The sequence below is a fragment of the Xenorhabdus siamensis genome (assembly GCF_037996745.1).
Lineage (GTDB): Bacteria > Pseudomonadota > Gammaproteobacteria > Enterobacterales > Enterobacteriaceae > Xenorhabdus > Xenorhabdus indica.
The window spans coordinates 13,246-27,363 of record NZ_JBBMXE010000010.1 but is presented as its reverse complement, the minus strand read 5'-3'; the positions used below and the strand labels follow the sequence as shown (position 1 = coordinate 27,363).

Here is a 14,118-nt window from a genome sequence, read left to right as displayed (position 1 = left end):
AAAAAGAAGGACATCACAACAGGTCAGACCTCTGACGACTCAACCTGAGATTTACAGGAGTTTTACTATGACCGTCCTCAGCATTATTTTGTTTTTAGTCTTGATTGGCGCACTTTGTTACCGCAAAGTCAGCCTGACTGTCAGCAGCTTACTGCTTATTGCCTATACATTCATCATGGGTGTTACGGGTCTTTGGAGCTACTGGTTGCTGTTACCACTCGCTATTATCTTGTTCCCGCTTGTCTTCACTCCAACCCGTATCTCTCTATTTTCTGCGCCTGGTCTGAAAGCATTCCGCAAAGTTATGCCAAGTATGTCCAGTACAGAGAAAGAAGCGATTGATGCTGGTACAACATGGTGGGAAGGTGATCTGTTCCGCGGTAACCCTGACTGGAATAAATTGCATAATTATCCAAAACCACAGTTAACCGCTGAAGAACAAGCATTCATCAATGGCCCCGTGGAAGAAGCCTGCCGTATGGCAAATGATTTCCAAATCAGCCATGAATTAGCTGATTTACCTCCAGAGCTTTGGGCCTATCTGAAAAAACACCGTTTCTTTGCCATGATCATCAAAAAAGAATACGGCGGTCTGGAATTCTCAGCTTATGCACAATCACAAGTTCTGCAAAAACTGGCAGGTGTCTCCGGTATTCTGGCGATAACTGTTGGTGTACCTAACTCATTGGGACCTGGTGAACTGTTGCAGCACTATGGTACAGATGAGCAGAAAAAACGTTATCTTCCCGGCCTCGCCCGTGGCGAAGAGATCCCTTGTTTTGCTTTGACCAGCCCGGAAGCCGGCTCAGATGCAGGGGCAATTCCTGATACTGGTGTCGTCTGTATGGGCGAATGGCAAGGCGAACAAGTACTCGGTATGCGCCTGAATTGGAACAAGCGTTATATTACTCTTGCTCCTATCGCAACTGTATTGGGTCTGGCATTCAAACTGTATGACCCGGAACACTTATTGGGTGAAACTGAATCATTGGGTATAACTTGTGCCCTAATCCCAACAAATACCCCAGGTGTTGAAATCGGCCATCGTCATTTTCCTTTAAATATTCCATTCCAGAATGGGCCAACCCGCGGTAAAGATATTTTCGTTCCTATCGATTACATCATTGGTGGACCGAAAATGGCAGGACAAGGCTGGCGTATGCTGGTTGAGTGTCTGTCTGTTGGTCGTGGTATTACCCTGCCATCCAATGCAACTGGTGGATTGAAAAGCGCAGCTATGGCTATCGGTGCTTACTCTTATATCCGCCGTCAATTCAAACTGCCTATCGGTAAAATGGAAGGTATTGAAGAGCCACTGGCCCGCATCGCAGGTAACTCTTATCTGATGGATGCTGCGGCAACAATGATCACAAGCGGCATTATGCTGGGCGAAAAGCCTGCCGTTCTGTCTGCTATTGTGAAATATCATTGTACCCACAGAGGACAGCGTTCCATTATTGATGCAATGGATATCGCTGGTGGTAAAGGTATCTGCCTCGGCCCGTCCAATTTCCTGGCTCGTGGTTATCAGGGTGCCCCTATCGCCATTACCGTAGAAGGTGCGAACATTCTGACTCGTAGCATGATCATCTTTGGTCAAGGTGCAATCCGCTGCCATCCTTATGTTCTGGCTGAAATAGCCGCAGCAGAAGACAATGATGTCAAAGCGTTTGATAAAGCATTGTTCGGTCACTTAGGACACGTTGCCAGCAATACGTTACGCAGCCTGTGGTTAGGTATTACCAGTGGCAGAACCAGCAATACCCCGGTCAATGATGCAACACGTCGTTACTATCAGCACATCAATCGCCTGAGTGCAAACCTTGCCCTAATGTCCGATGTTTCCATGGGAGTATTGGGTGGCAGTTTGAAACGTCGTGAACGTATCTCCGCCCGTTTAGGTGATATTCTGAGTCAACTTTTCCTGGCAACAGCAACCTTAAAACGTTACGAAGATGAAGGTCGTCAGAAAGAAGATTTACCACTGGTTCAATGGGCTGCAGAGGATGCCTTGCATCAGGCAGAACAGGCCCTGAACAATTTGCTGCGTAACTTCCCTAATCGCCTGATTGCCGGTTTAATGCGAGTTATCATCTTCCCATTAGGTCGTTCACATACTACACCATCCGATAAATTGGATCACAAACTGGCACAGATATTACAAACACCATCCGCAACTCGTGACCGGGTTGGCCGTGGGCAATATCTGACACCAAGTGAGAATAATCCTCATGGATTATTGGAAGAAGCATTGCATGACATTATTGCCGCAGAGCCTATTCATGCCCGCCTGAGCCGTGAAGCAGGTAAAAACCTGAGTTTCACACGTCTGGATCAGTTGGCTGAAAAAGCATTAGCGGATAATAAGATTACTAAGGAAGAAGCTGATATCCTGAAACGCGCAGAAGTCAGCAGACTGCGTTCAATCAATGTTGATGAATTTGAAGCAGATGCCTTTGCTGTCCCGAATGCAACAAAAAAGTCTAAAAATCAGCAACAAACTAAAGCAGCCTAATGCTGGAATAGTACAGATATAAAATAGTACAGATATAAATAAGTATTAAAAAATATGGGGGCTTTATGCCCCCATATTTTTTTACATCACTTCCAGTGATAACAATTCTTGTATTGTCTGCCGGCGTCGAATTAAACGAAATTCACCATCAACAAACAATATTTCAGGGATCAAAGGCCGGCTATTATAATTTGAGGACATAGATGCACCGTAAGCACCTGTATCATGGAAAATCAGATAATCCCCGACAGAAACATCGGGCAACATACGGGGAATAACCTCTCCCCCTTCCAACTGAGTAAAGACATCTCCTGATTCACATAATGGCCCTGCCACCAACGTCTCCTGTAAGTTTGCCCTCTCGCTGCTCTTACCTTCACTATTTTGTCCATTTCCAGATAACTCATTTTCAGACAACACAGAAATATGGTGATAACTGCCATACATTGCTGGCCGCATCAAGTCATTGAAACCTGCATCTGCTAGCACATAATGGCGGCTTCCCATAGACTTTACCGCCCGTACTTCTGTCAGCAAAATTCCTGCTTCGGCAACCAAAAAACGACCAGGTTCAATTTCCAGCTCAATATGATGCCCCAAATGCTGTTCAATACGTTGGCGTGCTTTATGCCATAGGCTGTAATAATGGTCAGTATCTACAACTTCTTCACCGATTTTATAGGGGATGGATAACCCTCCTCCTGCCGAAATGGCCTGAATATCCATCCCGCACAATACAACCTGTTCCACCATAGCACCACAGACATTAGCAAGATGTTGGTAATCAACCCCTGAACCAATATGCATATGCAAACCTATCAGGTTCAGTTTATACTGACGAACTTTCTCAAGAGCTAAAGGCAAATCCTGAAACCAGATCCCATGCTTACTGTTTTCACCGCCGGTATTAGTCTTCTGACTATGGCCATGCCCAAATCCCGGATTAATGCGCAGCCAAACCGGATGGTCAGCCTGACGTTGACCAATCTGCTCCAGCATATCGATAGAGCCTGCATTAACAGGTATATCTAATTCAATCACACGAGCCAACGCCTCTTCATCAATCAGATCAGCAGTGAATACGATTTCTGATTTATCACGTCCTGGCTGAAATCCGGCATGAAGCGCACGTTCAATTTCTCCTAATGACACCGAATCCACTTTGATACCTTGCTTTCTCATCAAACGCAGAATATGGGTATTGGAACAGGCTTTTTGTGCAAAACGAATAACATCAAACTGCTTTAACTGTTCGATTTGCCTGATAATGATAGCGCTGTCATAGATCCACAAGGGTGTTCCATAAACAGCGGGCAAGCTAAGGAGGTTCTCTGGTGTAAAATTATTGCTTAAAGAAGTGGTAAGAGTTGGTTGTGTCATTGAGACTTTCTCATCAATCAGCAGATGCTTCATTATTGACACCAATCAGACAGGAATAAAAATATCCTTTTTACTATCATCTATTCACCTGTGATATCGTTTTGCGTTCTTTTTAAACGCATTATTATGTGGTATTCGTGAAACAGCAAACCAAATAAAAAAGGGGGGGGGGAAGGTTATGCACACCTGTTCATGGCGACATATAGAGATTTTTCATGCAGTCATGACCACCAAGAATCTGACTGATGCAGCGGTTTTATTGAAAACCTCACAACCAACGGTGAGCCGTGAACTGGCGCGCTTTGAACAATTACTGAAATTGAAGTTATTTGATCGGATAAAAGGGCGTTTATTCCCAACAGTACAAGGCATAAGACTATTTGAAGAAGTACAGCGTTCCTATTATGGGCTGGAAAGAATACTCGATACGGCAGACTGTATCCGCCAGTTTGAATATGCCCAACTATCCATGACCTGTTTGCCAGTATTCTCCCAATCCTTATTGCCTAAAGCCTGTCATAGCTTTATCCAATCCTACCCTGATGCGCAACTAACAATCATTCCACAAGAGTCACCACTACTGGAAGAATGGCTTTCAGCACAACGCTACGATCTCGGTTTGACTGAACATATGCAAACACCCGCAGGAACCGGACGTGAGACCTTGATGACATTGAATGAAGTTTGTGTTTTGCCCGCCAACCATCCACTCACACAAAAAGCGCGACTAGAACCAGAAGATTTTCATGGACAGCCGTTTATCAGCCTTTCTATTACAGATAGCTACAGGCAACTGATTGATGCGATATTTAACAAACATCAAGTCTCACGCAAAATGATCATGGAAACTCACAGTGCGGCATCAGTATGTGCCATGATCAGTGAAGGTATTGGTGTATCGATTGTCAACCCATTGACAGCACTGGATTATCTGGATAAAAATGCCGGACTCTGCATACGGCCATTCAGTATCGAAATTCCGTTCACAGTCAGCTTAATTAAACCTATCCATCGCCCATCTTCAGAGCCTGTCGAAATATTTATTACTCATCTAAAGCAGCAGGCTGAGCTATTTCCACAAAAATTAACATTAGCTTTTCAACATTAATTGTTGCCAGTGGGGAGAAGATGCAAACCACTCAACCAGAAAATCCAACAATGCCCGTAAAGTGGCGGGCATATTTCGACGGCTGACATAAATACCGTAAATTCCCATTGCCTGAGGTTGATAATCAGGTAATAGTTCAATCAACTGCCCGGATTTTAAGTAAGGTGAGACGGAATAATAAGGTTGCATAGTGATACCAGCTCCTTGCAAAGTGGCTTCCATAAGTACCGTCGATTCATTGGCACTTAACGTACCACTGACAGGAACTGAATACTGCTGATGTTGTTTTTCGAACAGCCATAAGCTCTTGCCAAAAAAGTTATATGTCAGGCAATTATGTTCTGCCAGATCGACGGGTTTTTGCGGGATTATTTTTCCATCTAGATAAGAAGGAGCGGCACAAACAACAGAATGACAAGTCGATAGCGGACGAGCAATCAAATTCGGCTCCAAATTATTGGTAATGCGGATTGCTAAATCAATGCGTTCTTCAACCAATTTAACGACTTTATTATTGACTTGCAGATTAACAGCGACCTGAGGATACTTCCGCATAAATTCAGTAATTGCCACAGACAGTGCGCTGACTCCCAACGATTGAGAACAACCTACCCTTAATAATCCTTTCAAGGTATGAGCCTCTGTCAATTGTTGAGTTGGCATCGCCTCCGCTAACTCCATTAATTTAAGGCTACGCTGATAAGCCTGCTCTCCCTCTGAAGTCAGACTTATATTACGCGTTGTGCGATGCAGAAGACGAACTTCTGCCCATCTTTCCATTTCAGATAGATAACGTGACACCATTGCCCGTGACATATCAAGCCGTTCTGCTGCTGCACTCAAACTGCCCTGTTCAACAATTGTGACAAAAACCTGTGCTGCGGTGATCCTGTCCATCTTGTCTCTGTGTCTCCATGTTGATTAGCTCGATATATGCAACAAATAGTTGCCAGTTATGGGATTTTTAAATCGAAATATGCAATTTATTATACGAATCGCTCAAGCAAATAAGCATTTTTGTATAGGAATTCGATGATGGCTCATAAAACAATACGAAATACCGTTTTGGCTACAACACTCTCTCTGGGAATGGGGGCATTAGCCCAAGCAGCCAATCTTAAGTTAGATGTCTACAATCCGGGCGAAGCCGGCATTTTCCCGGTCTCTTCTGAAATCATCAGTGGCAAACATGAAGTTGTACTGATCGATGCACAATTCAAAAAAAGCGACGCTCAAGAACTGGTTAAAATGATCCAACAGACCGGTAAAAAACTGACAACGATCTACATCAGCCAATCTGATCCTGATTTTTATTTCGGCCTTGATGTAATCACTGAAGCTTTCCCTGATGCCAAAGTGATCGCCTCACCTGAAACGATTAAAGCTATCAAAGAAACCAAAGATGGTAAACTGGTCTATTGGGGAGGCATCCTACAAGATCAAGCACCCAAAAAAATTATTGTACCTAAAACATTGAAAGGAAATACCTTTACCGTAGATGGTGAAAAACTGATTGTTGAAGGTTTAAATGGCCCTGCCGCAGACCGCACTTTCGTATGGATCCCGAAATTAAAAGCAGTTGTTGGTGGTGTAACTGTTTCCGACAACATCCATGTATGGATTGCTGATACTCAGACTAAATCATCACGCCAGCACTGGATGCAAACATTAGAGCGAATCAAAAGCTTAAAACCTGAAACTGTGGTTCCCGGTCATTATCTGGGAAATTCATCAATGACATTGGAATCAGTAAATTTTACCCAAAATTATCTGACAACACTGGAAAAAGAGTTACCCAAAGCAAAAGATTCACAAGCATTAATTTCAGCCATGAAAAAACATTACCCAAACCTTGCTGATGAATCCAGTCTTGAATTAAGTGCCAAAGTATTGAAAGGCGAAATGAAGTGGCCTCAATAAATTAAAAATATGGGTGTTACGAAAAATAGCACCCATATTTTATTAGAATAGATATTTCGGTTGTGATATCAATTTATTGATCATGTATAATCTTTCTATTTCGAGAACATTCAAATGGCAAAGATTGATGTAACCTGCCCCGCTTGTTGTGCTTTTAAAGGGATCCATCGCAATGGGCGCTCACGTTCTGGTCATCAACGTTATCTTTGCCAATCCTGCCGTCATTCCTGGCAACTTGAGTTCACTTATGCCGCATGTCGCCCCGGAACCCATAAGCAAATCGTCGATATGGCCATGAATGGCATGGGATGTCGGGCGACAGCGCGGGTGATGGGGATTGGCCTAAATACCGTGCTTCGCCACTTAAAAAGCTCAGACCCAAATCGGTAACAGAAGCCATTGCGCCCGGCACCGAAGTGATTATCTGCTGTGAAATGGATGAACAATGGTCGTACGTGAAGTCAAAGAAACAGCCGCGCTGGCTCTTTTACGCCTACGACAGGACAAGACGAAAAGTGATCGCCCATGTTTTTGGTTCAAGGACAAAGAAAACATTAATGCGCCTGATGGCCTTGCTGGCACCTTTCAATATCGTTATTTATATGACAGATGGCTGGAAAAGTTATGAAAAAGCATTGGCAGGGAAACTGCATGTGGTCAGTAAGCGTTATACTCAACGTATAGAAAGGCATAATCTGAACCTTCGTCAGCATTTGGCAAGACTGACTCGAAAAACATTATCTTTTTCAAAATGTTGTATTTTTTCTTTTTTGATGTATTTCCTGATGTTCAAAAGTTTAAAAGGGGAGGCATCATGTTTAGATTTTCTGTGATAATTATCTAAAATTACTAAAGCGAAATCACATTAGCCCCATGCAAATTAAAAACCATCAAAAGTACGGCAGAAAAACAAAGATAAGGCCCAAAAGCGATAAATTCAGGATAGCTTTTTCTTTTCAGCCAAATCATAACAAACCCTAATAGACCAGATAATGAAGCCAGCAACATCAATATGGGTATCATTTCCACACCAATCCATGCACCAACTGCGGCGGTCAACTTTAAATCACCGTAACCTATCCCCTCTTTCTTCAATATATACCGACAAAACCAATACAATACCCATAAATATAAATACCCTGATATAGCGCCATATATCGCACTCTTTATTGGAACTACATCACTATTACTATTAAGTACCAATCCGAGCCATAATAAAGGTTGAGTGAGAATATCTGGTAGCTGATAAGTTTTTATATCGATAACTGCTAAGAAAAACAAAACGATGCAGAAAAATAAAATTATTATTCCGTTTACATTGACTACGTTATTGAACCATACATTTTTTCCATCCATGAAAATGTTCAATACAGTTTCCATAAAATAACATCCCTGTTATCCCCGCCCTCTTTCAAGTTGCCGCTTTTTGGCTACACCTTGAAACTCACAGGACACACGATATTCCCTATTTATTCTCTGATATTAATCAGAACACGGTGAATACTAAATTCCCGTTCAGGTCATTGGCAATGAAAAATGCATTAAAACAGCCATGATGAAATAAATATGCGAGCCAGCTCGCAACTGTACCTTGAGTTTCTTTTAGTCTGAGAGATAGCTTGATCATGCAATCAGCGCTCATTTATCATGGCGATAAATCAACTTTATGATATAGCGTTAGGCTGTATCTGAACTATCTGGAAAGGAACTATCCGGAAAAAAGAAGGAAAGAAAAAATATGCGAATTCCCCGCATCTATCATCCTGAGTCACTCATTGTAGGAACCATAGTCAACCTGAGTGATGATGCTGCCAATCATGTTGGCCGTGTGCTCAGAATGAGTAGTGGACAACAATTGCAACTCTTTGATGGTAGCAATCAGGTTTTTGATGCAGAACTTACTGAAGCCAGTAAAAAAGCAGTCAAAGTGCGCATCCTTGCAGGCAAATGGTCTAACCGCGAATCACCATTGGATCTGCATCTGGGGCAAGTCATGTCCCGTGGTGAAAAAATGGAATTCACAATTCAAAAATCCGTTGAATTAGGCGTTAATACTATTACGCCATTACTTTCTGAACGCTGTGGTGTGAAACTGGATGCAGAAAGGCTGGAAAAAAAATTACAACAATGGGGAAAAATCGCAATTTCTGCCTGTGAGCAATGTGGACGCAATCAGATCCCTGAGATCCGTCCGGTTATGTCACTCGAAGCATGGTGTGCAGAAAACGATAGCAGCCTAAAATTAAATTTACATCCTCGTGCCAGCCAAAGCATCAATACACTACCATTACCAGTGAAAAAAGTTCGTCTGTTGATTGGTCCAGAAGGGGGATTATCCGCCGAAGAAATAGAAATGACGGCAAATTACCAATTTACTGATATTCTGTTAGGCCCCCGCGTCCTGCGGACAGAGACAACGGCACTCACTGCAATCACAGCATTACAAGTGCGTTTTGGTGATCTGGGTTAAGGAGAAAGAATGATCAAGCTCGGTATAGTGATGGATCCAATCTCATCCATCAAAATAAAGAAAGACACTAGTTTCGCTATGCTGCTGGAAGCACAGAAGCGCGGGTGGGAAATCCATTACATGGAGATGAATGACCTCTATCTGCATCAGGGTGAAGGTCGTGCACGAACCCGTTTGCTTACAGTGGAAGAGAATCCTCAGCAATGGTATCAATTTGGCATCGAACAGGATATAGCCCTTGATACACTGCATGTTACCCTGATGCGCAAAGATCCTCCTTTTGATACTGAATATATCTACGCCACTTATATTCTGGAAAGAGCTGAAGCCAAAGGCAGCCTGATCGTCAACAAACCACAGAGCCTGCGTGACTGCAATGAAAAACTGTTTACCGCATGGTTCCCTGAATTGACACCAGATACTCTGGTAACACGCAACGCAAGAACTCTGCGTGAATTTCACCAAAAACATGGTGATGTTATTTTTAAACCACTGGACGGTATGGGTGGAGCTTCTATTTTCCGCCTAAAGCAAGATGATCCGAATATCGGTGTGATTATTGAAACACTGACCGAGCATGGCAGCCACTTCTGTATGGCACAAAATTTTCTGCCAGCTATTAAGGATGGAGATAAACGTGTACTGGTTGTTGATGGCGAGCCCGTACCTTACTGCCTGGCCCGCATCCCCGCCCAGGGTGAAACCCGTGGTAACCTTGCAGCAGGCGGGCGCGGGGAAGCTCGTCCACTGTCAGAAAGTGACTGGGCTATCGCACGCGCCGTCGCTCCTGTCTTAAAAGAAAAAGGTTTAATTTTCGTTGGGCTTGATATCATTGGTGACCGCTTGACTGAAATTAACGTTACCAGCCCAACTTGTGTACGTGAAATAGAAGCCGCTTTTCCTGAAATCTCCATTACAGGCATGTTAATGGATGCGATTGAAAAACGATTGGAAAAACAGACAGTATAATTGGTTAAACAGCTTCCATTTCCTGACAGTATTTGCCATTTATCATATGCGCCCACATACTGTGTGGGCCAACTCATTCATACATTGTAAAAATAACTATCAGAAAACACATGAACCTACAGCATCATTTTCTCATCGCCATGCCTTCGCTCACTGATCCTTATTTCAATCGTTCTGTAGTTTATATCTGCGAACATGATCAAAACGGGGCGATGGGGTTAATTATTAATAAACCGATAGCTCAGATTTCTATTCAAGGGATCTTGAAGAAGTTGGGTATCACCCCCGAAGACAGAGACAATAATATCAATCTGAATAAGCCCGTAATGGCTGGCGGCCCACTGTCTGAAGAGCATGGTTTTATTTTACACACACCACAATCCGGCTTCAGTTCTAGCATCCAAATCTCTGATGAAACAATGGTTACCACTTCCAAAGATATGCTGGAAGCACTAGGTACACCACGCCAACCGAAAAATGTTTTAATGACTCTTGGATACTCAAGTTGGGAAAAAGGCCAACTGGAAAAAGAAATTATGGAAAATAGCTGGCTTACCGTCAGTGCAGAAGCCTCCATTATTTTCAATACCCCTGTTGCCGATCGCTGGCGTGAAGCCGCATCCTTATTGGGCATTAATATCCACAATCTCGCATTACAAGCAGGACATGCCTGATGAAAAATCGCACAGTGATTGCATTCGATTTTGGTACTCGTAGTATTGGTGCAGCTATAGGGCAGGAAATAACCGGTACAGCCAGAGCATTAGATTCTTTCAAAGCAAAAGAAGGTTCTCCCAATTGGGATATGATTGAAAAGCTCCTCAAAGAATGGCAACCCGATTTGGTCATTGTTGGTCTGCCACTCAATATGGATGGTACAGAGCAACTGGTTACAGCACAGGCACGCAAATTTGCTAACCGTTTGCATGGTCGTTTCGGCGTCCAGGTTGAGCTACACGATGAACGCCTAACCACGGTAGAAGCACGATCTCACTTGTTTGATCATGGTGGATATCGCGCCCTTGATAAAGGCAAAGTTGACTCCGCTTCTGCTGTCGTCATACTGGAAAGCTGGTTTGAGCAACGATATTCATAGCCAAAAACAGCGATCACTGTGAATTCTGGTCATGATGAACTTTCCATCATGCCATTATTCCACTAGCAACCCCGACGATTTGTGCTGTTGGCGGCTTTGCTGGTAAGTTTGCATACCGCAGGCAGATCCTGTCTGCATTAATGTTGCTATCTGGTGATTTTTTCCTTCCCTGATCAAATGGCTGACGGCCTGGTTGACGACCAGAACTTCATAAATAGCCACCCGGCCTCCGTTTTTAGCAGGAAGCAATTGCTGGGCAATCACTGCCTTTAAACTACCCGCCAGTTGGCTGCATATCCATCCCTTTTCATCGGCGGGAAAAACATCCACCAGACGATCTATGGCCTGAATTGCCCCGCGAGTATGCAGTGTTGACAGAACCAAGTGCCCGGTTTCAGCGGCTGTCAATGCTAATCGGATCGTTTCCTTATCGCGCAATTCCCCTAGCAAGATCACATCAGGATCTTGCCGTAATGCCCCTTTTAATGCCGTTTGATAATCTGGCACATCTTTCCCGATGTGCCTTTGCTGTATTAAACAGTTTCGGCTTCGGTGTACAAATTCTATCGGGTCTTCCAACGTGACAATATGTTTTCTGACGTGATTGTTGAGAGCATTAATCATCGCTGACAATGTTGTCGATTTACCGCTTCCGGTCGCTCCTGTCACTAATATCAAGCCATTTTCTGTCAGATTGTTTTCTTCCTGTAAAATAAGGCGCTGGATAACTTCTGGAGCATATAGTTGTTCCAATGTCGGGCACTTATCAGGAATTAACCGTAACACCAATGAAATATGATCTTGTTGATAGAACAGATTTCCTCTTAGCCGCCGTTTATCCTGCATTTCTACGACAAAATCGACATGCCCGGCTATCTGTAACTGTTGCTGCTGTTCTTCAGGCAATACAGCGTTGCTCCATGCCATAATGAAATCATCGTCAATTTCTGATAGTTGTGTTTGCGGATACAACATATCATTGATGCGCAAAATTGGCACTTGCCCGACACAAAGATGCAGATCGGAAGCATTATGCTTTACACTAAGGGCCACTAATTTTTCCATATTCATTTTTTAATCTCCTGAGTTTCTTATGCACAATATTGAACAAAATCTTCACGATGTCAGGAACCACATCATCCTTGCCGCTCAAAAATGCGGACGCTCTCCAGAAGAAATTACGTTACTTGCAGTCAGTAAAACCAAACCTGTGGAAGCTATCGCAAAAGCCATAGTTACAGGTCAACGGGAATTTGGTGAGAATTACGTTCAGGAAGGCGTTGAAAAAATTCAACAGTTTGCTAACCACGACGATTTAGTGTGGCACTTTATCGGCCCTTTGCAGTCTAATAAAAGCCGTCTGGTAGCCGAACATTTTGACTGGTGTCATACCATTGACCGTTTGAAAATCGCCCAACGCTTGAGTGAACAACGGCCTAAAAACATGGCTCCACTGAATGTTCTGATCCAAATTAATATCAGTGGGGAAAGCAGTAAATCAGGTATTCTTTTGGAAGAACTGGAGGAGCTGGCAGCAATTATCCATTCTCTGCCTAATCTGGTATTACGTGGTTTGATGGCTATTCCTGCACCAGAAAGTGATTTTGAACGACAAACAGTCGTTTTTCGCCAAATGGAACAAGCGTTTATTAAATTAAAGGCACAATATCCACAAATAGATACACTTTCTATGGGAATGACTGATGATATGGAAGCCGCTATCGCTTGCGGATCAACTTTAGTACGCATTGGAACAGCAATTTTCGGTGCCCGCCAATATAGCTCTGCCAAATTAACTGAACAAAATTAACCAGATATTATTCGAGGTGATTCTTCATGGAAAATAAAAAAATCACTTTTATCGGTGCTGGAAATATGGCCCATGCCATCATCGCCGGATTGGTCAAAAAAGGTTATCCTGCCGAACTCATCACTGTATGTTCACCCAGTACGACTCGCCGTGATGTCTTGGTTGAAAAATATGGCGTTAACAGCCAAAGTGACAATATTCGCTATGCTCAAGAGGCAGATGTTATTGTGTTAGCAGTTAAGCCTCAAATGATGGAAGAAGTTTGTGGCCCCTTGCGCTCACAAGTAAATCTCGACCAAAAACTCGTTCTTTCCATTGCGGCCGGCATTCCTGTTTCCCGCTTTTACTCATTTCTGCAAGATAATCTCAATATTATCCGTATCATGCCAAATACCCCTGCTCTGATTGGGCAAGGGATCAGTGGAATGTTCGCTCCTGAACAGGTCAACGAGTCTGATCGCCAATTTGCTGAATCATTGATGAATAGTGTCGGTAAAGTCTGTAGGGTTGAGAATGAGGATCATATCAACAATATTATTGCGGTCGCAGGAAGTGCCCCAGCTTATTTCTTCCTGTTTATGGAATCGATGCAGCAGGAAGCTGAACGTTTGGGCTTTGATAGCCAGACGGCCAGAGAACTTGTCCTGCAAACGGCCATTGGTTCAGCTAAACTTGCTGAATCACAGGCAGAACTTCCTTTTTCTCTTCTGCGCGAACAGGTAACATCTAAAGGGGGAACAACTGCTGAAGCATTACGTATTTTTTACGAAAGCAATCTGCCGGAAATTGTATCCCAAGCCATGCAAGGAGCAATTCGCCGGGCACAGGAAATGGAAAAATTATTTTAAAT

General features: G+C 43.3%; 14 protein-coding genes. 10 read left to right on the top strand and 4 right to left on the bottom strand.

Going from position 1 to position 14,118, the window contains the following annotated elements; genetic code table 11:
• The first annotated feature begins 67 nt into the window (after nucleotides 1–67).
• Entirely contained in the window at nucleotides 68–2,515 is a 2,448-nt protein-coding gene (fadE, locus tag AAC852_RS10500) for an acyl-CoA dehydrogenase FadE (RefSeq protein WP_340620992.1), read from the top strand.
• A gap of 81 nt (nucleotides 2,516–2,596) precedes the next feature.
• On the opposite strand, the gene lysA is transcribed toward fadE, so the two are convergent.
• On the bottom strand, nucleotides 2,597–3,895 hold the full coding sequence (gene lysA, locus AAC852_RS10495; RefSeq protein WP_340621187.1) for a diaminopimelate decarboxylase: 1,299 nt from the start codon (nucleotides 3,893–3,895) through the stop codon (nucleotides 2,597–2,599).
• A gap of 178 nt (nucleotides 3,896–4,073) precedes the next feature.
• Here lysA and AAC852_RS10490 point away from each other — a divergent pair, with 178 nt between their 5' ends.
• Nucleotides 4,074–5,003, top strand: a complete 930-nt coding sequence (locus AAC852_RS10490) for a LysR family transcriptional regulator (RefSeq protein WP_340620991.1) — start codon at nucleotides 4,074–4,076, stop codon at nucleotides 5,001–5,003.
• Here the strand turns inward: AAC852_RS10490 and AAC852_RS10485 are convergent.
• On the bottom strand, nucleotides 4,986–5,900 hold the full coding sequence (locus tag AAC852_RS10485) for a LysR family transcriptional regulator (protein WP_340620990.1): 915 nt from the start codon (nucleotides 5,898–5,900) through the stop codon (nucleotides 4,986–4,988). The two genes, AAC852_RS10490 and AAC852_RS10485, sit on opposite strands and share 18 nt — an antisense overlap.
• Nucleotides 5,901–6,092: 192 nt before the next feature.
• Here AAC852_RS10485 and AAC852_RS10480 point away from each other — a divergent pair, with 192 nt between their 5' ends.
• Entirely contained in the window at nucleotides 6,093–6,923 is an 831-nt protein-coding gene (locus AAC852_RS10480) for an MBL fold metallo-hydrolase (RefSeq protein ID WP_422824289.1), read from the top strand.
• 114 nt (nucleotides 6,924–7,037) lie between these two features.
• Nucleotides 7,038–7,756, top strand: a protein-coding gene (locus AAC852_RS10475) for an IS1 family transposase (protein WP_340620988.1) whose coding sequence is annotated in 2 segments (ribosomal slippage) — nucleotides 7,038–7,287 and nucleotides 7,287–7,756 — 720 coding nt in all. Because the reading frame shifts where the segments join, the coding sequence is not laid out codon by codon here.
• 16 nt (nucleotides 7,757–7,772) lie between these two features.
• Here the strand turns inward: AAC852_RS10475 and AAC852_RS10470 are convergent.
• Nucleotides 7,773–8,303, bottom strand: coding sequence for a prepilin peptidase (locus AAC852_RS10470; protein ID WP_340620987.1), 531 nt, complete (start codon nucleotides 8,301–8,303; stop codon nucleotides 7,773–7,775).
• 358 nt (nucleotides 8,304–8,661) lie between these two features.
• Between AAC852_RS10470 and rsmE the strand changes: the two genes are divergently transcribed.
• The 4 genes from rsmE to ruvX all read left to right on the top strand — a co-directional run bounded on the left by rsmE (nucleotide 8,662) and on the right by ruvX (nucleotide 11,458).
• Nucleotides 8,662–9,393, top strand: a complete 732-nt coding sequence (rsmE, locus tag AAC852_RS10465) for a 16S rRNA (uracil(1498)-N(3))-methyltransferase (RefSeq protein ID WP_340620986.1) — start codon at nucleotides 8,662–8,664, stop codon at nucleotides 9,391–9,393.
• A gap of 9 nt (nucleotides 9,394–9,402) precedes the next feature.
• Nucleotides 9,403–10,362, top strand: coding sequence for a glutathione synthase (gene gshB / locus AAC852_RS10460; protein WP_340620985.1), 960 nt, complete (start codon nucleotides 9,403–9,405; stop codon nucleotides 10,360–10,362).
• Between the two features lie 110 nt (nucleotides 10,363–10,472).
• Complete coding sequence (locus tag AAC852_RS10455) at nucleotides 10,473–11,036, top strand: YqgE/AlgH family protein (protein ID WP_340620984.1); 564 nt, start codon at nucleotides 10,473–10,475, stop codon at nucleotides 11,034–11,036.
• Entirely contained in the window at nucleotides 11,036–11,458 is a 423-nt protein-coding gene (gene ruvX / locus AAC852_RS10450) for a Holliday junction resolvase RuvX (protein WP_047685254.1), read from the top strand. Before AAC852_RS10455 ends, ruvX begins: the two co-directional genes overlap by 1 nt.
• A 54-nt stretch (nucleotides 11,459–11,512) precedes the next feature.
• Here ruvX and AAC852_RS10445 read toward each other — a convergent pair whose 3' ends face one another.
• The gene (locus AAC852_RS10445; RefSeq protein WP_340620983.1) at nucleotides 11,513–12,529 is read right to left on the bottom strand and encodes a type IV pilus twitching motility protein PilT; all 1,017 of its coding nucleotides are present in this window, start codon (nucleotides 12,527–12,529) and stop codon (nucleotides 11,513–11,515) included.
• 22 nt (nucleotides 12,530–12,551) lie between these two features.
• Here AAC852_RS10445 and AAC852_RS10440 point away from each other — a divergent pair, with 22 nt between their 5' ends.
• Together AAC852_RS10440 and proC are read left to right on the top strand one after the other, a co-directional pair.
• A complete protein-coding gene (locus AAC852_RS10440) occupies nucleotides 12,552–13,268 on the top strand; it encodes a YggS family pyridoxal phosphate-dependent enzyme (protein ID WP_340620982.1) in 717 nt (238 codons plus the stop codon).
• 26 nt (nucleotides 13,269–13,294) lie between these two features.
• Entirely contained in the window at nucleotides 13,295–14,116 is an 822-nt protein-coding gene (gene proC / locus AAC852_RS10435; RefSeq protein ID WP_340620981.1) for a pyrroline-5-carboxylate reductase, read from the top strand.
• Nucleotides 14,117–14,118: the final 2 nt, after the last annotated feature.